Here is a 24,429-nt window from a genome sequence, read left to right on the forward strand (position 1 = left end):
GTACCTCTCGCGTCGACTACACGACTAATGGTTGCGGGTGCCCGACATACGTCGTCCTACAGATCCGCCGAGGACCCGGTGGTGAAAGTCTGCTGAGGTCGTCGGGCACCACGATCGGGAAAGGGTGGGTGCGATGCTGATCACCACGCCCGCAGGGAGTCGGAAAGCCGTCATCGCGGCGTGCCGGCCGGTGCCCGAGGAACGGCGTACCGTCACCGTCCTCTTCGTCGACATCGTCGGCTCGACGCGGCTGGTCGAGCGGCTCGACCCGGAGGACGTACGCGCGTTGCAGCGCGCCTACTTCGGCACCGTCGCCTCGGTGCTGCGCCGCTGGCGGGGCGTGGTGGAGAAGTACGTCGGCGACGCGGTCATGGCGCTGTTCGGCGCGTCCGGTTCGGACGGTCTCGACGCGTACCGGGCGGTGCGGGCCGGGCTGGACATCCAGGCCGCGCTGGCGCGGCGGCGACCGGCCGGCGTCCGGCTGCGCGTGCGGGTCGGTGTGGCGACCGGCGAGGTGCTGCTGGACCTGTCCGGGTTCCGCGACGGCGGCCACGGCGCGGCCAGCGGCGCGGTGATCACCACGGCGGCCCGCCTCCAGGAGCACGCGCCGCCCGGCGGGGTCGTGGTCTGCCCGGTCACCCGGAGCGCGGTGGCGGGGCTGGTCGAGCAGCGTCCACTCGCCACCCTGGCGCTCGCCGGCAAGGCGCTGCCGCTGGACGTGTGGCGGGTGACCGGGGCGGCCGGGAGCGGGCCGGCCCGGCACGGCGTCCCGCTCGTCGGCCGCGGCCGGGAGCTGGCGAGCGCGGCAGACGAGGTGACCCGGGCCCTGCGCGAGCGCCGTCCCCGGTGGATCTCGCTGGTCGGACCGCCGGGCAGCGGCCGAAGCCGGCTGCTGCACGAGGTGACCCGCGCCGTGCCGCACGTGGACGGTGTGCCGGTGCGCCGGCGGGTGACGGTCTGCCCGCCGTACCCGTGCGGGGAACTGGCGCCGCTGGCCGACCTGGTCCGTCCCCGGCCGGACGGCACTGTCGCGGACGGTCCGGGCGGTGGCGTGCTCGCCGCGTTCCTCGCCGCGCCGGACGACGACACGGTGGCGGCCCGCGCCGTGGGCGCCTGCCGCGAGGCGCTGCTCGGCCTGGCCGCCGGCGCGCCGTTGGTGGTGGCCGTGGACGACCTGGACCGGGCCGCCCCGGCGCTGCGCCGGTTCCTGCACCAGCTCCACGTGGCGGCGGGTGAGCGGGGACTGCCGCTGGCGGTGGTGACCACGTGCGGCTCCGGCTCGGCCGATCCGCTGCCCGCCCCGGCGCGGCGGATCCCGGTGGAGCCGCTGGGCCCGCTGGACACCGGGCGGCTGCTGCGGCACCTGCTCGACCGGGCGGGGCGGCCGGTCGCGCTCGCCGCGCGGCTGGTCGCGCTGGTCGGTGGCAGTCCGGCGCTCGCGACCGCGTACGCGTCGGCGGACCCGGCCGGCGAGCCGGGTGGAGTGCCGGCCGCCGCGCGCCGCCTGGTGGACGCCCGGCTGGACCGGCTCGACGGTACGCACCGGGCGGTGCTGCTGGCCGGCGCCGCCCGGAGCGGCCCGGTCGTTGCCGCCTCGGTGGAGGCGATGCTCGGCTGGCCCGCCGGCCGGGCCGAGCCGGCGTTGCGGGCGCTGGCCTCGGCGGGGCTGATGCGCCCGGCCGCGGCAGGTGGCTGGGCGATCGACGCGCTGGTGGCGCGGGTGGCCGCGCTGCGGCTGTCCCGTGCGGTACGGGCGGATTTCGCCCGCCGCCTGCGCGCCGCGAAGGACACCGTTGCCGGCCGGGTGCCGGGAGCGGGAACCGGCGTCCCGTCCCGGGGCGCCGGCGGGCGGGAGGTCTGCCCGCTCGGGGCGGGACGGTCGCGCCGGTCGGGTGGAGGGGCCCGACCGGCGTCCGTCCCGCCGGACCGGCTCGATCGTTTCGGCATGCTCCGTCCGGTGCCCGAGGATCCGGTACCCGCACAGCCCCGACGGGCCGGTGCGCTCCGGGCGGTGCCCGGGCCGGCGGGGCAGCCGGCGCGCGCCGGGCCGGCGACGGCCGGCGCGACGCGGGCCGTCGCGGATGCGGCGGAGCGGCCGGGGTGGCGAAGCGGCACGTCGCCCGCGGTCACGTCGTGGCCCGGGCAACGGACCGGCCCGCCACCCGTGGCTCCGGCGTGGCCCGGGCGGACCGGTCCGCCCGGGCAGGCGGGCCGGAAGCGGCGAAGAACCGAGCCCGGCGGGTACACGCTCGGGCCGGCCGCATGACGTCCGGGCCGGAGCGGGCACGGGGCCACTCCGGCCCGGACGTCACCCGGCTCGCGGGCGTGCGGGGTGCGGGCCGGCGATCAGTCGCGGGCGATGACGCGGCTGCGGCCGCGGAACTCGGCCACCACCTCGTCGCCGCGCCGCACCGTCACGTCGTAGATGCCGCTGCGGCCGTGCCGGACCCGCTCGGTGGCGTACGCCTCCAGCAGGTCACCCTCGCGCACCGGACGCAGGAAGCTGATCTCGCCGCCGGCCGCCACAGTGGCCGGACCGTGGCTGTTGCAGGCCAGCGCGAACGCGGTGTCGGCGAGCAGGAACACGAAGCCGCCGTGCCCGATCGCGTGCCCGTTGAGCATCGACGGGGTGACCCGCATCCGGGCCACCGCCGCGCCGGCGCCGGCCGAGACGAGTTCGATGCCGAGCCCCTTGGACGCCACGTCGGCGTCGAACATGTCGTGCGCCGCGGTACGGCCGCCGTCGCCCGCCATCTCAGGACTCCCGCCGCTGGTCGACGATGCGGCGCATCTTGCCCATCGAGCGTTCCACCCCGTCCGGCTCGATCACCCGTACCGCCACGGACACCCCGATGGTGTTCTTGACCTGCTCGACCAGCGTCGCGCCGGCCCGCTCGGCCTCGTCGGCGGCGGCGCCCGCGCGCCGCTCCACGTGCACGGTGAGCGTGTCGAGCCGTCCCCGCCGGTCGAGCACGCACTGGAAGTGCGGCGACAGGGCCGGGGTACGCAGGATCAGCTCCTCGATCTGGGTCGGGAAGACGTTCACCCCCCGGACGATCATCATGTCGTCGGTACGCCCGGTGATCCTCTCGATCCGCCGCATCGGGCGGGCGGTGCCGGGGAGCAGCCGGGTCAGGTCGCGGGTGCGGTAGCGGACCACCGGCATGGCCTCCCTGGTCAGCGAGGTCAGCACCAGCTCACCCCGCTCCCCGTCGGGCAGCACCTCCCCGGTGACCGGGTCGATGATCTCCGGGTAGAAGTGGTCCTCCCACAGGTGCAGGCCGTCCTTGGTCTCCACGCACTCGACCGCCACGCCCGGCCCCATCACCTCGGACAGGCCGTAGATGTCGAGCGCGTGCATGTCCAGGCGCTGCTCCAGCTCGCGGCGCATGTCCTCGGTCCACGGCTCGGCGCCGAAGATGCCCACCCGCAGCGAGGTGGCGCGCGGGTCGACGCCCTGCCGTTCCATCTCGTCCACGATGGCGAGCATGTAGCTCGGCGTCACCATGATGACCTCCGGCTCCAGGTCGCGGATCAGCATCACCTGGCGCTCGGTCATGCCGCCGGAGACCGGGACGACTGTGCAGCCCAGTTCCTCGGCGCCGTAGTGCGCGCCGAGCCCGCCGGTGAACAGCCCGTAGCCGTACGCGACGTGCACGCGGTCGCCGCGGCGGCCCCCGGCGGCCCGGATCGACCGAGCCATCAGCTTCGCCCAGGTGTCCACGTCGGCGCGGGTGTAGCCGACCACCGTGGGACGGCCGGTGGTGCCGGAGGAGGCGTGCAGCCGGGCGACCCGCTCGCGGGGCACCGCGAACATGCCGAACGGGTAGTTCTCGCGCAGCTCCGCCTTGGCGGTGAACGGGAAGCGGGCCAGGTCTGCCAGCTCACGCAGGTCGTCCGGGTGCGCGCCGAGGGCGTCGAACGCGCGCCGGTAGTGGGGCACGTTGTCGTACGCGTGCCGCAGCGAGTGCCGCAGCCGGTCCCGTTGCAGCGCACGCAGCTCGTCGACGCCGATCCGCTCGACGGGATCCAGCTCGTCCGGACGGGGCGTGCGCTCCTGCACGGGGGTACCTCCTGGCACGGGAGTGGCCCGACGCCGCCGCGCCGGGCGCTGCCGCCCACCGTACGCCCGCCCCGCCCTCTCCCCCGCTCTCCCCCGCTCTCTCCTCCGCGATCTTGCACTTGCCGCCCCTCGGGTGTCCCGGATGTCCGGACTGCCGGGGCAGAACCTGCAAGATCGCGGGTGCCGTGCGGGGCGGGAGGGCGGGGCGGGGCGAGGGGGTTATGCTCGCGGTGGCGGTGGGGCCCGCCGTTCCGGCGGGTGCCGGGAGAACCGCGACGTCGCCAACGGTCCCTGCCAGTGACGAGTCCTGGTGGGAGGTGCCGTGTCCGATCCCCGCGTCGATCCGGACGTCGACCTGCGCGTACCGGCGGACCGGGCGGAACTGTCCGCGCACCCGGCGGCGGTGCTCGGCGTGATCGCCGCCGGTGGCGTGCTCGGCGCGCTCGCGCGGGCCGGCGCCCAGGCGGCGATGCCGCACCAGCCTGGCGGCTTCCCCTGGGCCACGTTCGCCGTCAACGTCACCGGCTGCCTGCTCATCGGGGTGCTGACGGCGGTGCTCGCCGCCCGCCCGGCCCACCCGCTGACCCGGCCGTTCCTCGGCGTCGGCGTGCTCGGCGGGTTCACCACGTTCTCCGCGTACGCGGTCGACGCGCAGCGGCTGCTGACCGACGGGGCGGCCGGTACGGCGGGCGTCTACCTGGCCGCGACGGTGCTCGGCGCGCTGGCGGCGGTCGCGGCCGGGGACACGATGACCGCCCGGCTGCTGGCCGCCCGGGACGGGAGGCGACGGTGACCGTCCTGCTGCTGCCCGCCCGGACCGGGGCGGACCGATGACGGTCCTGCTGATCGCGCTCGGCGCCGCGATCGGCGCTCCGCTGCGCTACCTGACCGACCGGGCGGTGCAGTCCCGGCACGCCTCGCCGTTCCCGTGGGGCACGCTGACCGTCAACGTGGCCGGGTCGCTGCTGCTCGGCGGCCTGCTCGCGGCGCCCGTCGGCCCGGCCGTGACCGCGCTGGCCGGCACCGGCTTCTGCGGCGCGCTGACCACCTGGTCCACGCTCAGCTACGAGACGCTGCGCCTGGCTCGCACCGGCGAGCGCCGCGCCGCGTACGCGAACATGGCGCTCAGTGTGGTCGCGGGGCTCGGCGCGGCGTTCCTCGGCTACGTCCTCGTCACCGCGCTGACCGGCTGACCGCGCCGGTCAGCGGGCCCGGCGCTCCGGGTGGGCCCGGTTCCACGCCCGCATCCGCTCCGGGTAGCCGGTGCGGGCCGCCTCGTACAGCGGCACCGCGTGCTTCTGGGCGATCCGGCCGGCGACCCGGGGCGAGCCGGTACGGCGGCGGATCCACTCTCCGTCGTCCGCGATGGCGACGACTGTGGTGTCGGTGGCGGTGGTCTCCGGTTCCAGGTAGAACTCGACCCCGCGCCGGCTGGTGACGAACGCCTCCAGCTGCGCCAGGTCCTCCTTGTTCGCCTCGCGGTCGAGCTTCGTGGGCGTCGTCGGGTCGGCGGCCCGGCGGCTGAACCAGCCCATGCCCGCCTCCTCTCCTCGCGTTCGCTCCAGTGCAGCACGCCCGCCTGGCAGGCGGCTGGGAGCGCGGTGGGAGTCGGCTGGACCGGCTTCAGCCGACCTTCGCCGCCGGGGCGCCGGCCGGCGGGCCCGGCGCGGCGGGGCGTTCCCGCAGCACCGGCACCAGCGCGAGCGTGGGCAGCAGGAGCAGCGGCACCACGCCGAGCGCGGACAGTACCCCGAAGTGGTCGCCGAGGAAGCCGAGCAGCGGCGGGCCGGCGAGGAAGGCGGTGTAACCGATCACGGCGACCACGCTCACCCGGGCCGGGGCCTTGTCCTCGTCGTCGGCGGCGGCGCTCATCCCGACCGGGAAGCCGAGCGAGGCGCCGAGTCCCCACAGGGCGACGCCGGCCACGGCGAGCGGGCCGGAGCCGGCCAGCACGGCGAGCGCGGCGCCGGCGGACGCCGTCGCGATGGTCGCGTACAGCACCGGCACCCGCCCCCACCTGTCGATGGCGACGGTGCCGACGGTGCGGCCGAGCGTCATGCCCACCACGAACACGCCGAACACGGCGGCGCCGACGGCCTCGTCGACCCCGTACCCGTCCACGAACGCCACCGCGAGCCAGTCGTTGGCGCTGCCCTCGGTGAACGCCATGACCAGCACGAGCAGCCCGATCAGCAGCGTACGGGGCTCGCGCCAGGCGGCCAGCAGCGCCCGTCGCCGGGCCGCGGGCTCCCCGTCGCCGGCCGCGTCGGCGGGTGCGGCGAGGAACGCCCGGGCGCCGAGCAGCGTGCCGGCCAGGACCAGCACGGACAGGACCGGCAGGTGCACCCCGACGGGTACGTCCAGCCGGGCCGCACCGGCGCCCAGCCCGGCTCCGGCCACCGAGCCGAGACTCCAGGCGGCGTGGAACCGCGGCAGGATGGTGTAGCCGAGCCGCTTCTCCACCGTCGCGCCCTCGACGTTCATCGCCACGTCGCACATGCCGGAGCCGAAGCCGAACGCGGCGAGCCCGAGGCCGACGCCGACCACCGATCCGGCCAGGCTGGCGGCGAGGCCGGTGCCGGTCAGGCCGAGCGTGACGAGCACCACCGACACGGCGACCGTGCGCGCGGGACCGAGCCGCTGCGTGACCAGGCCGGCGGTCGGCATGGCCAGCAGCGAGCCCGCCGACACGCAGAGCAGCAGGAGCCCGAGCCGGCTCGGGCTGAGGTCGAGCGCCTCGCGGGCCGCCGGAACGCGGGAGAACCAGCTCGCCACCGCGAGCCCGTTGAGGGCGAAGACGACGGCGACGCCGTTGCGGGCGGTCAGCACCGCCCGGGGCGCCGATGGCCGCTTCCCGGCCGGCGCGTCGATGGTCCTGCTCACGGTGCGGCGTTCCCTTCCCCCGTCTGGTTCCCGACGACGATCGCACACCTGAGAGCGCTTCCACCACAAGCGCCGTTATGGCTTAGCCCGTTCGCACCGGAGCAGGCATGATGCGGACATGGGTACGCCGACCGCACGTCCCGCCACGCTCGACGACGTGGCCCGCGACGCCGGGGTGTCCCGGGCCACCGCCTCCCGGGTTCTCGGCGGCTACGGGTTCACCTCGGCGGACGCCCGCGCCCGGGTGCGCGCCGCCGCCGAACGCCTCGACTACGTGCCGGACCTCGCGGCCCGGGCGCTGGTGCGCGGCGGCGGGGTACGCCTGGTGGTGGCGGTGGTGGGCCGCGACGACACGGTGCTGGACGACCCGTACGTGCACCGGGTGGTGAGCGCGGCGTCGCGGGTGTGCGCGCCGCACGGCGTCGGCGTGGCACTGGAGTGGCTGCCACTGGCCGACCCGTCGGGGCTGACCCGGCTCGGCACGGACCGGGGCGTCTGCGGGGTGATCCTGGTCAACACCACCCAGGCGGCGCTGGACGCGGTGCCGCCGAGGCTGCGCGGCCGGGTCGTCTCGATCGGTCAGGGCTCGGCGACGGTGCCGTCGTTCGACGTCGACAACGCCGGTGGCGCGGGCGAGGTGCTGCGTCACCTGTACGCCACCGGCCGGCGCCGGATCGTCATGGTCACCGGGCCGCGCTGGCTGAGCTGCGCCGAGCGTTCGGTCACCGCGTACCGGGAGTTGATGCGGGAGTCGGGGTCGCCGGAGCGGCTGGTCACCGGCGACTTCACCACGGCACGGGGCGGCCGGGCGGCGCTGGAGGCGCTGCGCCGGTGGCCGGACGCCGACGCGGTCTACGCGGCCAGCGACGCCACCGCGTTCGGGGTGATCGCCGCGCTGCGCGGGCGCGGCGTGCGGGTGCCGCACGACGTGGCGGTGGCCGGCTTCGACGACCTGCCGTACGCGGCGATCAGCAGCCCGCCGCTGACCACCGCGACCCACCCGGTCGACCGGATCGCCGCCGCGGCGGCCACGGCCGTGCTGACCCGCGCGCCGGTCGCCCCGAGCACCGCGTTCCCGTCGACGCTCGTGACCCGGGAGAGCGCCTGAGCGCCGGTCGGTGCCCGGCCCCGTCCTGCGGCCCGGCCGGTGGCGCGGCGCGCGGTGGTTCACGCTGCGGTGGACGTGTTCGGGCCGGTCGGCCCTGGCCGCCGCCGCCCGCCCGTCCGTCAAATGGACACGGGAGAGGGAGGGGTTCGATGGGCGGAGTCATGACGTGGATGTACCGGGGCGGCCGGCCGAACCGGCTGGCCCGGACGCTGAACGCGCTGTCGGCCTGGCAGTACGGCGCCGGCCTCGCGCCGCGGCACTGGATGACCATGGAGGTGCCGGGCCGCCGTACCGGCCGGACCGTCTCGGTGCCGATCGTGGTAGCCGACCACGACGGCGAGCGCTACGTGGTGTCGATGCTGGGCGAGCGGGCCAACTGGGTGGCGAACGTGCGCGCCGCGGGCGGGCGGGTGGTGCTGCGCCGTCGCGGCCGCGAGCCGGTGCGGCTGATCGAGGTGCCGGTGGCGCGGCGACCGCCGATCCTGCGCCGTCACCTCGCGCTCGCCCCCGGCGCCCGGGCGCACGCCCCGGTGGACCGGCACGCCCCGCTCGCCGACTTCGCCCGGGTGGCCGCCGGCATCCCGGTCTTCCGGATCGTCGCGGTGGAGCCCTCGGCGCGGTGACGACCGGCTCACGCTCCGGTGAACGCGCGCAGCAGGGTGCGGACGGCCGCCCGGAGGTCGTCCCGGCTCGCCGGGGTGCCGGGCGGTGGCGCGCTGAGCGCGCCCGCGCCGACCAGGCGGTCGAAGAGCAGCCCGTCGACGAACGCCACGAACTGGTCGCCCTGCCGGTGCGGGTCCGCGGCCCCCGCCCGGGACAGCAGTTCCCGGGCCTGGACGCGGAGGACGCTGCCGTGGTGCAGGATCGCGCGCAGTTCCGGCCGGTGGGTCGCCTCCAGCAGGCAGGCGTAGCGGGCCAGGGCCCGGTCGCGTCCCGCGGTCAGCCACCGGTCGAGCACGTCGGCCACCCCGGCGGCGAGGTGGTCGAGCCCGTCCGGCCCGAGCGCCGGCGCGGGCCCGGTCGGGGCGGTGGGCAGGTCGTGGTCGGCGAGGTCCGCCCGGTCGAGGTCGGCCAGGCGCTGCACCACCGCCTCGATCAGCGCCTGCCGGGTACGCAGGTAGGCCGAGGTGGTGCCGGGCGGCACCCCGGCGGCGGCGTCGACCGCCCGATGGGTCAGCGCGCGCATGCCGCCGGCGGCGAGCAGGCGCACCGCCGCGTCGGCGAGCAACTCCACCCGGGCCGTTCGTGCGCTCACGTCACTCTCCTCAACCGCGCCGTACCGGCGTAGTATCGCTTTTCTACAGCTGTAGAAGGAGGTGCGGGGTGGGGGTACCACACGCGGCGGTGGTCGGCGCGGGCATCGGTGGGCTGGCCGCGGCCGTCGCGCTGCACCGGCACGGATGGCGCGTCACCGTGCTGGAGCGCGCCGAACGGCCGCGCGAACTCGGCACCGGTCTGACGTTGATGGCCAACGCGCTGCGCGGGCTCGACGCGCTCGGCCTCGGCGACGCCGTGCGGCGCGACGGCCGGCCCGACACGCCCGGCGGACTCCGCACCCGCGACGGCCGATGGCTGTCCCGGATCGAGGGCGCCGACCTGGCGGACGCCCTGGGCACCGCGGCGCTCGGCATCCACCGGACCGCCCTGCACCGCCTGCTGCGCGACGCGCTGCCGCCCGGCGCGCTGCGCACCGGCGTCGAGGTCGTCGACGCCGACACCACCACGCCGTCGGTGACCTGCCGGACCGACGGCACCACCGAGGTCCTCGCGGCGGACCTGGTCGTCGGCGCGGACGGGTTGAACAGCACGCTGCGCCGCCGGTTGTGGCCGGCGGCGCCGCCGCCGGCGTACTCCGGCTCGACGGCGTGGCGGGCGGCGATCACGTGGCCCGCCCCGGTGGCGACGGCCGTCACCTGGGGACCGGGCCGCGAGTTCGGCACCGTTCCACTCGGCGACGGCCGGCTCTACTGGTACGCGGCGGACGTCGCGCCGCCGGGCGGGCGCGAGCCGGACGAACTGGCCGCCGTGCGGGAGCGCTTCGGCGACTGGCACGAGCCGATCCCGGCCTTGCTGGCGGCCACGCCGCCCGACGCGGTTCTCCGGACCGACCTGCTGCACCTGGACACCCCGCTACCGACCTACATACGGGGGCGGGTGGCGCTGCTCGGCGACGCCGCGCACGCGATGACGCCGCACCTGGGTCAGGGCGCGGGGCAGGCGATCGAGGACGCCGTGGTGCTGGGCGCCGTCTGCGCGAACGGCACGGCGGACCTGGCCGGCGCGCTGGCCTCGTACGACCGGCAGCGGCGGCCGCGCAGTCAGGCCGTCGCCCGCGCGGCCCTGCGCACCGCCCGGTACGGCCAGCAACTGCGCCACCCGGTGGCGGTGGCCCTGCGCGACACGACGATCCGGCTGACCCCGTCGAGGGCGGCGCTGCGCGGCATGGCCCGGCACGCCGACTGGCAGCCGCCGCGCTGACCCGGCGCCCGGGTCGTCACCGGACCCTGGCGAAGCGGCGTCGCGACAATCCTTCAGAATATCGATCGCTCGCATTTTCGAGGTCGTCCGAACGGGAGAGGGAGCCGGTAAGATCGGCGACAGAACGGCGACCGATCACGGACTGCCAGGCGGCCGGAACCGGCTCACACTGAGCGCATGAATACGAGACTCCGCCGCAGCCGGGCATTCGGCCTCGCGGTGTGTCTCGCCCTCGTGGCGACATTGAGCGGCTGCATGCAGCTCAACCTCGGGCTGACCGTGAACGACGACGACACCGTCTCCGGTCAGCTCCTGCTCACCGCGCCGAAATCCGTGCTCAAGCAGCGGAACCCGGACCCGGCGGTGGCGTTCGCCGAACTGCGGCCGAACATTCCCTCACTTCCGCCCGGAGCGGAGACCCGGTACGAGGACGCCACCTCGTACGGCATTCAGATCACGTACCGGAAAACGCCGCTGGCGCAATTCACGAGCGAAAGCGTGAATCTTGTCCGCGACGACGATCTCTATCGCTTCTCGCTCCCGCTGGACCCGAAGAAATACGGCGGCAAGTTCGGGCAGCAGGATCCGCGCCAGCAGCAGGCCTTCATGACCTTGATGGCGTTCGAGATATCCGTGACGTTCCCCGGCCGGGTGCTCGACACCAACGGCACGATCACCGGACGCTCGGTCAGCTGGAAGGTGGTCGCCAACCAGCCGAAGCCGGCCGAGTTGCGCGCCGTCGCCCAGGCGCCCCCGCCGCCCGCCACCAGCCCGGCCGCCGTGGTGACCGGGAACGGTTCCTTCCCCTGGCTGCCGGTGGTCGCCGGCGCGGTCGTCCTGCTGCTGGTCGTCGCCGTGGCGATCGTGCTCCTGCTGCGGCGCCGGGCCTCCCGCGGCGACCCGGACGCGACGGCCACCACCGGCCCGGGTGCGCCCGCCGGACCGGCACCTGCCGCCACCACGGGACCGGCCGCGCCCGGCACACCGGCGGCACCGGCACCACCCGCCGGCCCGCCGGCCTGACACCCACCGACCACCGACGGCGCCCGCGCCGGCGGCCCGCCGCACACCGGGCGGAACCCGGGCCCGACACCCCGGTTCCGCCGCACCATCCCACCCCGACCGCACCACCGCACCGTGGAAAGAGGGGGATCGCCGTGAACGATCTCTTCACCTGGGCCGCCCTGGGCAGCCTCACCGGCGCCAGCGCCGCCACCCTGCTCGCCACCAACGTCATCGGCGGGCTGATCGGCCCGAGCGGCGACAAGGCGCGGAAGTGGATCGCGCTGGGCGTCGCGCTCCTGCTGTCGTACCTGACCGCCGCGTTCGCCGACGACGCCGGCCCGGAGAAGTGGGTCATCGCGTTCTTCAACGGACTGGTGATCTTCTCCGCCGCGCTCGGCGTCAACCAACTCCCCCCTGGCAACCGGCAGGCGACGCAGGCGTCGCCGACCCAGCTCGCCCAGGGGCGCGAGCCCCGGTTCGTCCGCTCCTGGGTCTGAGAGAGGTGACCCCATGATCTTCGGCATTCTCAGCGCGGCCGTCCAGGTCGTCTTCGGCGCACTGCTCGGACAGCTCGCCGCCGGCACCGTCGGCCTGCTGGTCGGCGCGGTCGTCGGACTGCTCCTCGGCGCGCCGTTCGGCTGGGCGTCCGCCTCCGCCGGCACGTACGGGGCCGGCCCGAAGGGGATCTTCCTCTTCGTGGTCGACCACACCTGGAGCCTGCTCAACACGTTCGCCGGGGCGCTGTTCCTGGCGCTGCACCTGGTCTTCGGCCACCAGCTCGACCGGGTCGTCTCGGCCGGCAGCGGCCGGGTCAACGTCGTCGAGGGCGTCTCCCCCCGGTACGCGACCACGATCGGCACCGTGTGCGCCGGGTCCAGCCCCGGCATCCAGCGGCACGAGGACGTGCACGTGTTCCAGGCCCGGCTGCTCGGCCCGTTCTACCTGCCGCTGGTCGCGCTCAACTACGTGCTGTTCACCGTCGCCCCGGTGTGGCTGCTCTGGCACGACCACACCAACGCGCCGATCAACCGGTTCACCCGCTACTTCGAGATCGGCGTCTACCCGCACGTGTGGAACGAGGCCATCGCGTACCGGATCCAGGGGACGCCACCGCGATGACCGGCGCGATCGAGGCGGCCGTCGCGGACGTCGCGAGCTGGCTGACCGGAGCCGCGGGTGAGCCCGTACCGGTCGGTCCGCCGCGCGACGACCCCGGCGGCGGCCTCACGCTCTGGCCGCTGGAGCTGCGGCCGGCCCGGCAGACCGCTACCGGCGGCGCGACGCGCGAGCCGTACCGGTTCGTGGTCCGCCTGCTGGTCGCGGGCGGCGGGCCGGCGGCGCTGCCCGCGCTGGACCGGGTGCTCGCCGCCGCCACCACGGCGGGCCGGCCGGAGCTGGTGCTCGCCGCCGGCGACCCGGCGCTGTGGCGGGCACTCGGCGTGGCGCCCCGACCCGCGCTGCTGCTCGACGCGCCGGCCCGGGTGGAGCGGCCGGCCCCGGTCGCGCCGCCGGTACGGCAGCCGCTGCGGCTTCGGCAGCTCGGCATGCGCACGCTCCACGGGCGGGTGATCGGACCGCAGGACCAGCCGCTCGCCGCCGTCCGGGTGGAACTGGTGGGCACCGCCCAGGCCACCGAGACCGACGCCGCCGGCCGGTTCCGGCTGGCCGGCGTCCCGCACGACCCCGACGCGCCGGACGCCCCGGTGCGGATCCGGCTCACCGGCGCGGGGCGCGTCCACACCGCCGAGCTCGACCCGGAAGGCGACGGCCTGATCGTCGTCCGCGCCCCCGACTGACGTCCCGAGGAGGACCGATGCCCACCTACTTCTCCCCCGGCATCTACGTCGAGGAGGTGCCCAGCGGGGCCCGCCCGATCGGGCCGGTCGGCATGAGCACCGCCGCGTTCGTCGGGGTCGCGCCCGACCGAGGCGCCCACGTCGGCGAGGCGCTGGCGGTGAACAGCTGGACCGAGTTCCTGCGGCTGTACGCCGACGGCGAGCAGCTGGAGAGCACCCCGCTGGCCCGCGCCGTGTTCGGCTTCCTGGACAACGGCGGCACCCGCTGCTGGGTGGTCAACGTCGGCGAGGGCGGCCGGCTCACCGGCACCGGCGGGCGGCGCGCCGGCCTGGAACTGCTGGAGGCCATCGACGAGATCTCCATCCTGGCCGCGCCCGGCTACCACGACCCGGTCTCGCACGAGGCCCTGATCAGCATGGCCGAGCGGCTGCGCACCATGGTGGCGATCTGCGACCCGCCGCCGGAGGTCACCGACGTCTCCCGGCTCACCCGGGTCGCCACGCCGGGCAAGCCCGCCAAGCCGGCGTCGTCCGCTTCGGCCGCGTCGTCCGCTTCGGCCGCGTCGTCCGCTTCGGCCGCGTCGTCCGCTTCGGCTGCGTCGTCCGGCAAGCCCGCCGAGGGTACGCCGGGCGACGGCGACGGCGAGCCGCCCGGCACCGGCGGCGACCGGCCCCGGCAGTCGGACTACGCCACCTTCTACTTCCCGTGGATCCGGGTCCGCGACCCGCTCAGCGGCGACCTGGTGCTCACCCCGCCGAGCGGGCACGTGGCCGGCATCTGGGCCCGCACCGACGCGCTGCGCGGCGTGCACAAGGCGCCCGCGAACGAGCCGGTACGCGGCGCGGTCGACCTCGCGTACCGGGTGACCCGGCCGGAGCACGACGTGCTCAACCCCAAGGGCGTCAACGTGATCCGCTTCTTCGCCGGGGAGGGCATCCGGCTGTGGGGTGCCCGGACGCTCGCCGCCGAGGCCAGCGAGTGGCGCTACCTGAACGTACGCCGGCTGTCCATCTCCATCGAGCAGGCCATCGCGGGCGGCACGCGGTGGATGGTGTTCGAGCCGAACGACTTCACGCTGTGGCGCTCGATCCGCCGCGACATCGGGGCGTTCCTCACCCGGGTGTGGCGCGACGGCGCGCTGCTCGGTCGTACGCCCGAAGAGGCGTTCTTCGTCAAGTGCGACGAGGAGACCAACCCGGCCGACGTCCGCGACGCCGGGATGGTGGTGGCCCACATCGGCATCGCCGTGGTCAAGCCCGCCGAGTTCGTGGTGTTCAAGCTGAGCCAGTGGGCCGGCGGCACCGAGACCGAGACGATCGGAGGCTGACATGCCCACCACCGCGACGCCGCAGCCGGGAGCACCCGTCGACCCGTACCGGGCGTACCACTTCAAGCTGCTGATCAACGGCATCACCAACGGGCACTTCACCGAGGTCAGCGGCTTCGAGGTGGCGATACCGGCGCTGTCGTACCGGGAGGCCGGCAACGAGCGCATCCGGGCCGTGCCCGGCCAGGTCGAGTACGCCCCGGTCACCCTCCACTTCGGCCTGACCAGCTCACGCGAGCTGTGGGACTGGGTGAACGCGGCGGCGAAGGGCACTGTCAACCGGCGCAACGTGTCGGTGGTGCTGCTGGACCCGGCCGGCACCGCCGAGGTGCTGCGCTGGAACATGATCAACGCCTGGCCGACCCGGTGGCGGGGCGCGCACCTGAACACCCTGTCGCAGGAGATCGCCATCGAGGCGCTGACCCTGGCGTACGAGGGCCTGGAACTGGAGGCCGGCGGTGCCGCCGCCCCGGCGACCGCGTGACCGGCTGGCCCGCGCGCTGCGGGCCGCCGCCGACCGCCTGTCCGCACCGGGCCCGGCGGAGGACGTGCCGCCCGCTCCCGGTCAGCCGCCCGAACACTGGCGGCGTCTGGTGGCAGCGCACGCCCCGGGGCTGCTGCGCGATCTTCCCCCGCCCTCCGCTGCTCCCCCGCCGCCCGTCCCTCCCCCGCCCTCCGTCGGGCGGCGCCCGAAGGGCTGGTGGCCGGCGTGGACGCAACGGTTGATCAACCGACTCGCCGCCGCCAGCCCCGGGCCCTCGAGATCTTGGTACGAAAGGGCCCCCATACGGGCCACCTCCTACCAAGATCTCCCGGAGATCCTGGTAAGTGGAACGGGGTTCTCGGAATACGGAAAGGGGGTGCCGGGGCGGGGTGTGCGGTCGCCGGGAAGGGCGGGTGCGGGCCGGGAAGCGGGCGGGGCGATGGCCTCCGCACCGGCGGCGGGCACGAGCTCCTTCTCGGACAGTGCTGCGCGGCCGTTAGACACCGGGTCACTCGCGGGTGGACCCGCAGACGGGTACGTGACGGAACCGGGTGATCCGGCCGGCCCGGCGGAGCTGACCGGAACGGCGAGCAACTCGGACGGGACCGGATCACCGAGCGCCACCGGTACGACCGGCACCACACGCACCGCTGACGCCGGCGGCGGCGCGCCCTCGGCCCGCAGGCCGACGGTGACCCGCGCCGCCAGGCCCGCCACCGCCATCGCGAGCGGCTCGAGCGGCCTGAGCGGCGCGAACGGCATGAGCGGCGCGAGCGGCAGCAGCAACAACGGCAACGGCAGGCCCACCGACCCGGGCCAGCCCGCCCGCCCTGCCGGGCCCGTCCACCTCACCGGAAGCCGGGGCACGACCGGCGTGACGTCCCGCGAATCAGGCCGGCCGTCACCGCCCGAGCGGCGGACCTCCCTCGGCGCGGATCGGGTGGACGTGCTCCCTAACCTGGTACGCCGGAACCGGAACGCGGCCGCCGGGAAGATCCCGCCGCCCGGTCACGGCGACGTCCTCCCGCTCGTCTTCGCCGCCGCACGACAGGCAGCACCAACGACCGCACCACCAGGGCCGGCCACACCACCGGAGCCGGCCACACGACCGGGGCCGGCCGCACGACCGGGGCCGGCCGCACCACAAGGGCCCGGAGGCGACCGGTTCGGGCTCGCCGAACCCACCACCCGTCAGCGGGAACGCGCCTGCGCGCCGCACCCGGAGGGGTCCGGCCCGGCGTTCGACGGCGCACGTCCGGCGCGCCGGCGGCCCGAGCGGCCCACGCCTCCCGGCCCGTGGCCGGACCTGCCGGACGACGCCGGCCGGACGACGTACCCCGCACCGCACCAACCCGCCGGGGGCGGCCTGCCGCACCGGGATCCGTGGCCGGCGCTGCCGGGCGAACCGGCCTGGTGGAACCCGGCGACGCGGGCCACGCCGTGGGGTGACACGGCCCGGCTGGACCGGGAACAGGCGGGTGACTGATGGAGCGCGTCGCCTTCCTCGTGGACGAGTCCGGCACCCGGGTCGACTGCCTGCTCAACCCGGAGACAGTGCAGGTGACCCGGCTGGCCGGGGTACGCCCGCGCGGCGGACCGGACGGGCCGCTCACCGGCGCCGGGCTGGCCGACGACCCGCTCGTCTTCACCGGCGGCGGGCGCACCGAGCTGGTCCTCGACCTGCTCTTCGACATCGACTTCGTGGAGTCCCCGGCCCGGCCCGAGGACGTCCGCGCACTGACCCGGCCACTGTGGATGCTGGCCGAGAACTCGGCGGCCGAACACGGCTGGCTGCGCCCGCCGCTGGTCCGCCTGGTCTGGGGCAAGACCTGGAACGTCCCCGGCGTGATCACCGCAATCGCGGAACGGTTCGACGCGTTCACCCTCACCGGCACGCCCCGGCGGTCCTGGCTGCGGCTGAAGCTGGTCCGGGTCGCGGAGGGCGCGGAGGCGGCGCGCGCCGGTTTCGAGGAGGAACTGGCCGCGGCGAGCACGCCGGCTGTCGCGCCCGGGTCGGCGGTGGTCGCCGCGGCCGACGGGGCGGCCGAGCCGGGCTGGTCCGGGGTGCGCTTCGACCTGCTCGCCCACGACGCGCTGGGCTCGCCGCTGCGCTGGCGGCTGCTCGCCGAGCACAACCGGATCACCGACCCTCTCACCGTGCCCGCGGGCACCGCGCTCGCCGTCCCCCCGGCCGGCGCCGCCACGACCCCGGACGCCGTCACCGCGGGAGGCACCCCGTGACGCGCCACGCGACCAGCCCGGCGCGGCGAGCGGCCGTCGGGAGCACGCCGTGAACCGGGCCGCCCTGGTCACAGTCGACGGCCGGCCGCTGGCCGACCCGGCCCGGCTGCGCGGCATCCGCGTCGCCGCCCGGCTGGACCGGCCCGCGCAGTGCGAGCTGACGCTCACCGCCGCTCCCGGCGCGGGCCCGCTCGACCCGCCGGTACGCCCCGGCGCCGCCCTCGATGTGCGCCTCGACGGGCAGGCGGAGGCGCTGTTCACGGGTGAGGTGACAGCGGTCGAGCGGGAGTACGCCGGCGACGGCGCCGCGCTGGCCCGGATCCGGGCGTACGACCCGCTGCACCGGCTGCGCAAGCGGCAGGAGTTGCGGGTGTTCGAGTCGGTGACGGCCGCCGAGCTGGCCGGTGAGCTGTGCGCCGGGCTGGGGTTGAGTGTGGCGGCCGAGGACGACGGGCCGCGCCTGGACCGGCTGCTCCAGCACCGGCACACCGACCTGGACCTGCTGTGCGAGGTGGCCGGCCGGGCCGGGCTGCACCTGGGCGTCGACGGCGACCGGTTGCGGCTGTTCACGCTGGACGGGTACGGGGAGCCGCTGCCGTTGACGCTCGGCGAGACGGTGCACGCGCTGCGGGTCACCGAGAACCTGGACCGGGCGGGCGCGGAGTGCGCCGTCCTCGGCTGGCATCCGCAGCGCGCCGAGCCGCTGGGCGAGCGGGCGGGCGAGGCGCGCGGCGGGCGGCGTATCCCGCTGCGCCCGGAGCCGGGCGACGTGGGCGCGGACGGCGTGCGCACGTCCGTGGACCAGCCGGGCCGCAGCGGCGACGAGCTGGCCGCACTGGCCCAGGCCGGGCTGGACACCCGGGTGGCCGCGCTCGTCACCGCCGAGGGCACCGCCGAGGGCGACCCGGCGCTGCGGCCCGGGCGGCGGATCGCCCTCGCGGGCGTCCCGGAGCCGGTCGCCGGGGTGTACGTGCTCACCGAGGTGGTGCACACGGTGGACGCGCACGGGCACCTGACCCGGTTCTCCACCGCGCCGCCCGGCTCGCCGCCGTCGGCCGCGCCCCCGGCGGCGACTGTCACGCTCGGCACCGTCACCGACGTCGACGACCCGGACGGACTCGGCCGGGCGCGGGTGACGCTTCCCGCGTACGGCGATCTGGACGCCGGCTGGCTAGCGGTGCTCTGTCCGGGCGCGGGCCGGGGCAAGGGCATCGTCGCGCTGCCCGACCCGGACGACACCGTCCTGGTGGCGTTGCCCGGCGGCGAACCGGCCTCGGGCGTGGTGCTCGGTTCGCTGTTCGGGGCGGTCGAGCCGTACGACGCGGGGATCGTGTCCGGGCGGTCGCGGCGCTGGTCGATGCGGACCGGCACCGGCCAGTCGATCGTGATCGACGACGACGGGCGGACGCTGCGGCTGGCCACGGACGCGGGCAGCTTCGTCGAGCTGCGTCCCGAGTTGACCACCGTGCACGCGGCCGGTGACCTGGTGCTCTCCGCGCCCGGCCGGGCCGTCGTGGTGCGCGGCCGCACCGTCGACTTCCTGCACGCCCCGGCGGCCGAGGACGCGGAGACCGCCGCCGCGCAGGCCCGTACGCTCGCCCGTTCCGCCGGAGGTGGCTGATGCGCTGGATCCACCGCGACTCGCTGATCACCTGCGGACACGACGGGCGGGTGCGCAACCGCCCGTCCCAGGAGTGGGTGACCGTCCAGGCCGTGCCGGTGCTGGTGCGGCCCGACCCGGAGGGGCGCGACATCACCGCCTGCCCCAACTACGGCCCGACGATCAAACCGTGCCTGCACACGCTGACCGTGACTGTGGGTTACAGCACGTGGGTGCGGGTGGACCGGCAGCCGGTGGTGCTGTCGCACCTGGACGGCCTGACCGACGGCACTCCGCCGGGCACCGTGCACCACCAGGTCCGCGACGTGCGGCAGGGCTTCCTGGGGGCGGACGCATGAGGGCCTTCCGCTTCGTCGGCGCCGGCTTCGACGCCGGCCGCGCCGGTGGTCTCGCGCTCACCGCCGCCGGCGGGCTGGCCATGACCGACGGCGACGAGACCGTACGCCAGGCGCTGTACCTGCTGCTGTCCACCACGCCCGGGGAACGGCTGATGCGTCCCGGGTACGGGTCGCGGCTGCACCGCCTCATCTTCGCGCCGAACGACGACACCACCGCCGGGCTGGCGATCCACTACGTGCGGCAGGCGGTCCGCCGCTGGGAGCCGCGGGTCGAGGTGCTGGACGTGGACGCCGGTGGAGACCCGGACGACCCGTGGCGCCTGGTGATCCGGCTGGACTACCGGGTCCGGGCCAGCCTCTCCCCCGGCCACCTGGTGTTCTCCGTCGACCTGCTGCCCGCCGACGAGGAGACCGCAGACGAGGAGGGCACGTCATGACGCTGCCGGTGCCGCACCTGGACGACCGCGCCTTCCTCGACCTGGTCACCGAGGCGCGGGAACGCATCGCCCGGTCGTGCCCGGACTGGACCGACCTGTCCGCGCACGACCCGGGCATGGCGCTGGTGGAGGCGTTCGCCTACCTGACCGAGGTGATGATCTACCGGCTGAACCAGTTGCCGGAGAAGGCGTACGTGGCGTTCCTGAACCTGCTCGGCGTCACCCGGCACCCACCGGCGGCGGCCTGGGCGGACGTGCGCCTGACCCGCACCGGCCCGGACCGCGGCCCGGTGCGGGTGCCGGTCGGCACCCGCGTCGCCGCGGCCCGCGGCGCCGACCCCCGGCCGGTCGTCTTCGTGACCACCGAACCGGCGGTGCTGCCCGCCGGGGAGACCACGACGACGGTACGCGTGCACCACTGCGAGCCGGTCGAGGCCGAGCTGCTGGGCACCGGAACCGGGCAGCCCGGTCAGGTGTTCCGGGCCGCCCGCGTGCCGCTGACGCGGACCACCGAGGCGCTGGACCTGCTGCTCGGGGTGGAGGTGCCGGCCGGGTCGGTGGAGCTGGGCGCGGCGGCCCGGGAGCACGAGGGGCGCACGTACGAGATCTGGCGGCCGGTGGACAGCTTCGCCGGTGTCGGCCCGCAGGCGAAGGTCTATCTGGTGGACCGGGCCTCCGGGGTGGTCACGTTCGCCCCGGCGCTGGACCTGCGCCCGGACGGGGGCGCCCCGGCCGTCGAGGGGGCGGCCGGGGCGACCACTGTGGCGGCGGTGCCGCCGGCCGGGCGGCAGGTGCGGCTCTGGTACCGCTGCGGCGGCGGCCCGGCCGGGAACGTGGCGGCGGGCGTGCTGACCAGCCTGCGTGACCCGCTGCCGGGGGTGACCGTGGACAACCCGGAGCCGGCCACCGGTGGCCGGGAGCTGGAGACGCTGGAGTCGGTGCTGGCGCGCGGGCCGTACGAGTTCTTCGCCCAGCAGCGTGCGGTGACCGCCCGGGACTTCGAGATCCTGGCCACCGGCTCCGGGGCGGTGGCGCGGGCGCGGGCGTTCACCCGGGCCGCCGTCTACAGCTTCGCCCGGCCCGGCGAGGTCGAGGTGGTGCTGGTGCCGTACGTGCCGGAGGCGGCCCGGCCCGGCGGGCGGCTGCCGGTGGCGGTGCTGCGGGAGCACGAGGTGGAGGAGGCCCGCCGCCGGGTCGAGACCGACCTGGAACGCCGTCGCGCCCTGGGTACCGCGGTGCGGGCGGGCTGGGCCCGGTACAAGGCGGTGTCCATCCGGGCGCGGGTGGTGGTGCGCCGCGAGGAGGACGTGGAGGCGGTGCGCCGCCGCATCCACGACCGGCTGCACCAGACGCTCAGCCCGCTGCCGACGCCGCTGAACCCGGCCGGCTGGGCGTTCGGCGAACCGCTGCGCGCCTCCAACGTGTACCGGATGCTGGAGCACGCCGAGCCGGGCGTGCGCTACGTCGAGTCGGTGCGTTTCGTAGTCGACGAGGCACCCGATGCGCGGGTGCGGACCGTGGCGGTGGACCAGTACCAGGCCGGCACCTGGTACGCGGGCGGCGGTCCGGTGCTGTTCCGCTCCACGAACGCCGGTGCGGGCTGGGAACCGGCCGGCCGGTTCGACGACGAGACGGTGGTGCGGGTGGTCCCCGCGCCCGCCCCGGTACGTCCCGGCGTGGTTCCCCGGGCCGGTTCGGTGGCGGTGGTGACCACCCGCGACGACGGTGGTTCCCGGGTCCGGCTGAGCACCGACCTGGGCGAGACGTGGACGCTGCTGACCGACCTCGACTCCGGCGTCCGCGATCTGGCCTGGATCGACCGGGACGGCACCGGCGCGCTGCTGCTGGCAACCGACACCGGCCTGTACGAGGTGCCGCTGCTACCGGGCGCGGTGCCGTTGCAGATCCTGGTCGACCCGGCCGACGCCGACCGGGGCTTCTACGCGGTGCGCGCGTTCGTCTCCGAGCGCGGCGCACCAGGCGTGGCGGTGGCCGCGCAGGCCGGATTCGGGGTCTACCTGTCCACCGCGGCCGGACGGCCCGGCACGTTCGCCCACGTCGGCCTCGCCAACGTGGACAACCGGGTGCTCGCCGTGCAGTACGACGGCCCGGCCACGCTGCTGTGGTGCGGCGCGGGCGAGCCGGACCCGAAGAAGCCCGGCCAGGGCTGCCACCGCACCCGGCTGTTCGAGTCGGACGTGAAGTGGCAGTCGATGGCGTCCGGCTGGATCGGCGGGACCTGCCGCGATCTGGCGTTCAGCGGTCCGCTCGCACTCGCGGCGACGCAGAGCGGCGGCGTGGTCCGGCTCGACACGCTCGCCGGGCAGCCGCAGTGGTCGCCGGTGATGGTCAACTGCGGCCTGCCGCTGCGGGACCGGACCCGGTTCGTCCCGGTCGACGCCATCGCCGCCACCGCGCCCACCGGCACGTCCGGCGCCGGGCGGCTGGTGCTGGCCGGCGGCGAGCGCGGCGTGTTCCGCAGCGGCGACGGCGAGGACTGGAGCGCGAGCGCCAACCAGGCCACCGCCGACGTGGTCACCGTCCCCGGCACGTGGCTGCTCTGCTCCGGCGAGCACGACATCGAGGTGGTGCGGCAGGATGCGCCGAGCGGCGATTGAGCGGCTGCTGCCGGCCGCGTACCAGCGGGCCGCCGGGCCGGGCAGCGTGCTGGGCGCGCTGCTGGACGTGATGGAGGCGCTGCACGCCCCGGACGAGGCGGTGCTCGCCGACGTCGACGCGCTGTTCGGGCCGTACCGGACACCGGACGGGTTCGTCGCCTACCTGACCCGGTGGGTGGCGATGGACCACGTGGTCGCCGCGCCCCGCGCCGACGCGCCACTGCCGTTGCCGGTGGGCCGGCTGCGGGACCTGGTGGCGCACGGCGCGCTGCTGGCCCGGTGGCGGGGCACCCCGTACGGCATGCGGACCGCGCTGGAGCTGGCCACCGGCGTGACCGGGTTCGTGCTGGACGAGCCGCCCGAGCGGCCGTTCCACCTGGTGGTGCGGGTGCCGCCGGCCGCCGCCGACCGGCTCGCGCTGGTCACCCGCATCGTCGAGGCGGAGAAACCGGCGGCGGTCACCGTCGAGGTCGTCGCCGTCCCGGCCGACGCCGCGCCGCCCGGCCCGGAACCGCCCGGCCAGGAACCGCCTGAAGCCGCCGAGCCCGCCGCCGGGGTGGCGACGGTCCGCGCGGTCGGCCGGGCCCACGTACCCGCACCCCTGCCCCACGATCCGCCCGAGGAGCCGTCATGACCACCGAATGGACAGTCGTCGCCGCCGCCGGACAGTTCACGCTGGACGCCCGCAACGCCGGTGAGCTGACGTTCACCGTGTCCAACCCGGGCACCGCCCCGGACACCGTCGTCTTCGACGTGGCGCCCGGCGAGGGCGGTCAGCGGGCCTGGTTCACGGTGGCCGAGCCGCAGCGGGTGGTACCCGGGCAGGGCTCGGTGTCGTTCCTGGTCCGGCTCGCCGTGCCGCCCGGGACGCCGCCCCGGCGCTACGACATGACCGGGTTCGCGTACTCGGCGAACACCGCGCCGGAGGAGAGTTCCCGGTCCAGCGGCCGGGTCACGTACGACGTGCGTGCCGTCGTACCCCGGAAGCGCGCGCCGTGGCCGTGGATCGCCGCCGCCGCGGCGCTGGTGCTGGTCGTGGCCGGGGTGGTGGCCTGGCTGGTGACCCGCGGACCGGACACCCCGCCGCCGCCGCGCGCAGACGCGGTGACGGTGGAGGCGGAGACGCTCGTCTCCGGCGCCGCGGTGCAGTCCACCACCGGCGCGAAGGCGGAGGTGGTGGCGCAGGAGAACTGCTGCGACGTGGTGTGGTCCGGCGACGCGCAGCTGTTCTTCCTGGGCCGGGGCGTGGGTGACCGGGTGACCGTGCAGGTGGACGTGCCGTCCGACGGCACCTGGCGGTTCTCCACGGTGCGCACCACCTCGTTCGACTACGCGAACACGATCTGGCTGGTCGACGGCCGGCAGGTGGGCGACACGTTCTTCGGGTTCAGCCCGACTGTGGTCCGCACCGACGAGGTGGACGTGGGCACCGTGGAGCTGACCCGCGGGCCGCACAAGCTGACGCTCGTGGCGGTCAGCAAGACGCAGGGCACGGACAGGTACTTCGCCGGTGTGGACCAGATCCGCCTCACGCCCGTCGTCCGGCCGTGAGCGCGAGGCAGAAGGTGCTGCTGGTGGCGGTGGCCGTGCTGCTGGTGGGGCTGTACGTGGTGGCGGTGGCCGGGCGCCGCGACGACACGGGCGACCCGGCGGCGGGGCCGGGGGCGCTGGCCCGGCTGGGGCGCGGGTCCGGGACGGTGGACCCGGCGACGGTGGCGGTGACGTGCCTGCCGCCGGCTGCCGAACCGGCCACCACCGCCGACGGAGTGAGGCTCGCCTTCGGCACCGCGTGCCGGCTGCGGGTGGCCGACCCGGGGGCGCTGCGCACGCTCGTGCTGCGCGGTACGACGCCGTTCGAGGTGACCGCCCCCGCACCCGGCGACGCGGACGTCACAGTCACCGACGAGGTCGCCCCCGGCCCGGACGGCCCGGCGCTGGCGAAGGTGGCGGTGGACCGGGAGACCGAGGTGCTCCTGCGCTGTCCGGGAGGTGGCGGATGTTCGGTCACGCTGGCCCGGTCCTGACCGGG

Annotated in this window: 26 protein-coding genes; 21 read left to right on the forward strand and 5 right to left on the reverse strand. The window is 76.0% G+C overall.

Annotated features, from left to right (window positions below):
• Positions 1-133: 133 nt before the first annotated feature.
• Positions 134-2,266 (forward strand): adenylate/guanylate cyclase domain-containing protein, encoded by a 2,133-nt coding sequence (locus KSK32_RS28995; RefSeq protein WP_216934488.1) that lies wholly within the window; start codon positions 134-136, stop codon positions 2,264-2,266.
• A gap of 80 nt (positions 2,267-2,346) precedes the next feature.
• Here KSK32_RS28995 and paaI read toward each other — a convergent pair whose 3' ends face one another.
• Complete coding sequence (paaI, locus tag KSK32_RS29000) at positions 2,347-2,754, reverse strand: hydroxyphenylacetyl-CoA thioesterase PaaI (protein WP_216934490.1); 408 nt, start codon at positions 2,752-2,754, stop codon at positions 2,347-2,349.
• Between the two features lies 1 nt (position 2,755).
• Positions 2,756-4,063, reverse strand: a complete 1,308-nt coding sequence (paaK, locus tag KSK32_RS29005) for a phenylacetate--CoA ligase PaaK (RefSeq protein ID WP_216934499.1) — start codon at positions 4,061-4,063, stop codon at positions 2,756-2,758.
• A gap of 310 nt (positions 4,064-4,373) precedes the next feature.
• Between paaK and KSK32_RS29010 the strand changes: the two genes are divergently transcribed.
• Both KSK32_RS29010 and KSK32_RS29015 read left to right on the forward strand, forming a co-directional pair.
• Positions 4,374-4,856 (forward strand): CrcB family protein, encoded by a 483-nt coding sequence (locus KSK32_RS29010; RefSeq protein ID WP_216934500.1) that lies wholly within the window; start codon positions 4,374-4,376, stop codon positions 4,854-4,856.
• 37 nt (positions 4,857-4,893) lie between these two features.
• Positions 4,894-5,256, forward strand: a complete 363-nt coding sequence (locus tag KSK32_RS29015) for a CrcB family protein (protein ID WP_216934502.1) — start codon at positions 4,894-4,896, stop codon at positions 5,254-5,256.
• 9 nt (positions 5,257-5,265) lie between these two features.
• On the opposite strand, the gene KSK32_RS29020 is transcribed toward KSK32_RS29015, so the two are convergent.
• Together KSK32_RS29020 and KSK32_RS29025 are read right to left on the reverse strand one after the other, a co-directional pair.
• Positions 5,266-5,598 carry a hypothetical protein gene (locus KSK32_RS29020; RefSeq protein WP_013476546.1) on the reverse strand — a complete coding sequence of 111 codons (333 nt, stop codon included), beginning with the start codon at positions 5,596-5,598 and terminating at the stop codon, positions 5,266-5,268.
• A gap of 88 nt (positions 5,599-5,686) precedes the next feature.
• Complete coding sequence (locus tag KSK32_RS29025; RefSeq protein WP_216934504.1) at positions 5,687-6,946, reverse strand: MFS transporter; 1,260 nt, start codon at positions 6,944-6,946, stop codon at positions 5,687-5,689.
• Between the two features lie 118 nt (positions 6,947-7,064).
• Here KSK32_RS29025 and KSK32_RS29030 point away from each other — a divergent pair, with 118 nt between their 5' ends.
• Positions 7,065-8,054, forward strand: a complete 990-nt coding sequence (locus tag KSK32_RS29030; RefSeq protein WP_216934506.1) for a LacI family DNA-binding transcriptional regulator — start codon at positions 7,065-7,067, stop codon at positions 8,052-8,054.
• A 149-nt stretch (positions 8,055-8,203) separates the two neighbouring features.
• Entirely contained in the window at positions 8,204-8,677 is a 474-nt protein-coding gene (locus KSK32_RS29035) for a nitroreductase/quinone reductase family protein (protein ID WP_216934508.1), read from the forward strand.
• An 8-nt stretch (positions 8,678-8,685) separates the two neighbouring features.
• On the opposite strand, the gene KSK32_RS29040 is transcribed toward KSK32_RS29035, so the two are convergent.
• Positions 8,686-9,309: a TetR/AcrR family transcriptional regulator gene (locus KSK32_RS29040; RefSeq protein WP_289256418.1), complete on the reverse strand. Its 624-nt coding sequence runs from the start codon at positions 9,307-9,309 to the stop codon at positions 8,686-8,688.
• Between the two features lie 68 nt (positions 9,310-9,377).
• Between KSK32_RS29040 and KSK32_RS29045 the strand changes: the two genes are divergently transcribed.
• The 16 genes from KSK32_RS29045 to KSK32_RS29120 all read left to right on the forward strand — a co-directional run bounded on the left by KSK32_RS29045 (position 9,378) and on the right by KSK32_RS29120 (position 24,424).
• A complete protein-coding gene (locus KSK32_RS29045) occupies positions 9,378-10,532 on the forward strand; it encodes an FAD-dependent monooxygenase (protein ID WP_216934510.1) in 1,155 nt (384 codons plus the stop codon).
• A gap of 177 nt (positions 10,533-10,709) precedes the next feature.
• Positions 10,710-11,555 (forward strand): DUF3153 domain-containing protein, encoded by an 846-nt coding sequence (locus KSK32_RS29050; protein ID WP_254187227.1) that lies wholly within the window; start codon positions 10,710-10,712, stop codon positions 11,553-11,555.
• A 134-nt stretch (positions 11,556-11,689) separates the two neighbouring features.
• A complete protein-coding gene (locus KSK32_RS29055; protein ID WP_216934512.1) occupies positions 11,690-12,034 on the forward strand; it encodes a hypothetical protein in 345 nt (114 codons plus the stop codon).
• Between the two features lie 13 nt (positions 12,035-12,047).
• Entirely contained in the window at positions 12,048-12,656 is a 609-nt protein-coding gene (locus tag KSK32_RS29060; protein WP_216934514.1) for a glycine zipper family protein, read from the forward strand.
• Positions 12,653-13,333, forward strand: coding sequence for a carboxypeptidase-like regulatory domain-containing protein (locus KSK32_RS29065; RefSeq protein ID WP_216934515.1), 681 nt, complete (start codon positions 12,653-12,655; stop codon positions 13,331-13,333). Before KSK32_RS29060 ends, KSK32_RS29065 begins: the two co-directional genes overlap by 4 nt.
• A gap of 17 nt (positions 13,334-13,350) precedes the next feature.
• Entirely contained in the window at positions 13,351-14,661 is a 1,311-nt protein-coding gene (locus KSK32_RS29070; protein WP_216934518.1) for a phage tail sheath subtilisin-like domain-containing protein, read from the forward strand.
• 1 nt (position 14,662) lies between these two features.
• On the forward strand, positions 14,663-15,145 hold the full coding sequence (locus KSK32_RS29075) for a phage tail protein (RefSeq protein WP_013286679.1): 483 nt from the start codon (positions 14,663-14,665) through the stop codon (positions 15,143-15,145).
• A gap of 538 nt (positions 15,146-15,683) precedes the next feature.
• Positions 15,684-16,631 carry a hypothetical protein gene (locus KSK32_RS33645; protein ID WP_254187228.1) on the forward strand — a complete coding sequence of 316 codons (948 nt, stop codon included), beginning with the start codon at positions 15,684-15,686 and terminating at the stop codon, positions 16,629-16,631.
• Entirely contained in the window at positions 16,631-17,386 is a 756-nt protein-coding gene (locus KSK32_RS29085; RefSeq protein WP_216934521.1) for a hypothetical protein, read from the forward strand. The genes KSK32_RS33645 and KSK32_RS29085 overlap by 1 nt, the downstream gene beginning before the upstream one ends.
• Positions 17,387-17,435: 49 nt before the next feature.
• Positions 17,436-19,007 (forward strand): phage baseplate assembly protein V, encoded by a 1,572-nt coding sequence (locus KSK32_RS29090; protein ID WP_216934523.1) that lies wholly within the window; start codon positions 17,436-17,438, stop codon positions 19,005-19,007.
• Positions 19,007-19,345, forward strand: a complete 339-nt coding sequence (locus KSK32_RS29095; protein WP_216934525.1) for a hypothetical protein — start codon at positions 19,007-19,009, stop codon at positions 19,343-19,345. The genes KSK32_RS29090 and KSK32_RS29095 overlap by 1 nt, the downstream gene beginning before the upstream one ends.
• Positions 19,342-19,782: a GPW/gp25 family protein gene (locus KSK32_RS29100; RefSeq protein WP_216934527.1), complete on the forward strand. Its 441-nt coding sequence runs from the start codon at positions 19,342-19,344 to the stop codon at positions 19,780-19,782. The genes KSK32_RS29095 and KSK32_RS29100 overlap by 4 nt, the downstream gene beginning before the upstream one ends.
• Positions 19,779-22,400 carry a putative baseplate assembly protein gene (locus KSK32_RS29105; protein WP_216934529.1) on the forward strand — a complete coding sequence of 874 codons (2,622 nt, stop codon included), beginning with the start codon at positions 19,779-19,781 and terminating at the stop codon, positions 22,398-22,400. Before KSK32_RS29100 ends, KSK32_RS29105 begins: the two co-directional genes overlap by 4 nt.
• Positions 22,381-23,034, forward strand: coding sequence for a phage tail protein (locus KSK32_RS29110; protein WP_216934531.1), 654 nt, complete (start codon positions 22,381-22,383; stop codon positions 23,032-23,034). Before KSK32_RS29105 ends, KSK32_RS29110 begins: the two co-directional genes overlap by 20 nt.
• Positions 23,031-23,951, forward strand: a complete 921-nt coding sequence (locus KSK32_RS29115) for a hypothetical protein (protein ID WP_216934533.1) — start codon at positions 23,031-23,033, stop codon at positions 23,949-23,951. Before KSK32_RS29110 ends, KSK32_RS29115 begins: the two co-directional genes overlap by 4 nt.
• A complete protein-coding gene (locus tag KSK32_RS29120; protein WP_216934535.1) occupies positions 23,948-24,424 on the forward strand; it encodes a hypothetical protein in 477 nt (158 codons plus the stop codon). Before KSK32_RS29115 ends, KSK32_RS29120 begins: the two co-directional genes overlap by 4 nt.
• Positions 24,425-24,429 lie beyond the last annotated feature (5 nt).

Origin of the sequence: Micromonospora sp. WMMB482 (assembly GCF_019038635.1) — a bacterium.
GTDB classification, from domain to species: Bacteria; Actinomycetota; Actinomycetes; order Mycobacteriales; family Micromonosporaceae; genus Micromonospora; species Micromonospora marina.

Coding starts and splice junctions, on each gene's coding strand:
- KSK32_RS29085 (WP_216934521.1), top strand. CDS start 16,631: ATGGAGCGCGTCGCCTTCCTCGTGGACGAGTCCGGCACCCGGGTCGAC.
- KSK32_RS29075 (WP_013286679.1), top strand. CDS start 14,663: ATGCCCACCACCGCGACGCCGCAGCCGGGAGCACCCGTCGACCCGTAC.
- KSK32_RS29035 (WP_216934508.1), top strand. CDS start 8,204: ATGGGCGGAGTCATGACGTGGATGTACCGGGGCGGCCGGCCGAACCGG.
- KSK32_RS29115 (WP_216934533.1), top strand. CDS start 23,031: ATGACCACCGAATGGACAGTCGTCGCCGCCGCCGGACAGTTCACGCTG.
- KSK32_RS29110 (WP_216934531.1), top strand. CDS start 22,381: ATGCGCCGAGCGGCGATTGAGCGGCTGCTGCCGGCCGCGTACCAGCGG.
- KSK32_RS29030 (WP_216934506.1), top strand. CDS start 7,065: ATGGGTACGCCGACCGCACGTCCCGCCACGCTCGACGACGTGGCCCGC.
- KSK32_RS29060 (WP_216934514.1), top strand. CDS start 12,048: ATGATCTTCGGCATTCTCAGCGCGGCCGTCCAGGTCGTCTTCGGCGCA.
- KSK32_RS29065 (WP_216934515.1), top strand. CDS start 12,653: ATGACCGGCGCGATCGAGGCGGCCGTCGCGGACGTCGCGAGCTGGCTG.
- KSK32_RS29105 (WP_216934529.1), top strand. CDS start 19,779: ATGACGCTGCCGGTGCCGCACCTGGACGACCGCGCCTTCCTCGACCTG.
- KSK32_RS29050 (WP_254187227.1), top strand. CDS start 10,710: ATGAATACGAGACTCCGCCGCAGCCGGGCATTCGGCCTCGCGGTGTGT.
- KSK32_RS29100 (WP_216934527.1), top strand. CDS start 19,342: ATGAGGGCCTTCCGCTTCGTCGGCGCCGGCTTCGACGCCGGCCGCGCC.
- KSK32_RS29020 (WP_013476546.1), bottom strand. CDS start 5,598: ATGGGCTGGTTCAGCCGCCGGGCCGCCGACCCGACGACGCCCACGAAG.
- KSK32_RS29070 (WP_216934518.1), top strand. CDS start 13,351: ATGCCCACCTACTTCTCCCCCGGCATCTACGTCGAGGAGGTGCCCAGC.
- paaI (WP_216934490.1), bottom strand. CDS start 2,754: ATGGCGGGCGACGGCGGCCGTACCGCGGCGCACGACATGTTCGACGCC.
- KSK32_RS28995 (WP_216934488.1), top strand. CDS start 134: ATGCTGATCACCACGCCCGCAGGGAGTCGGAAAGCCGTCATCGCGGCG.
- KSK32_RS29015 (WP_216934502.1), top strand. CDS start 4,894: ATGACGGTCCTGCTGATCGCGCTCGGCGCCGCGATCGGCGCTCCGCTG.
- KSK32_RS29095 (WP_216934525.1), top strand. CDS start 19,007: ATGCGCTGGATCCACCGCGACTCGCTGATCACCTGCGGACACGACGGG.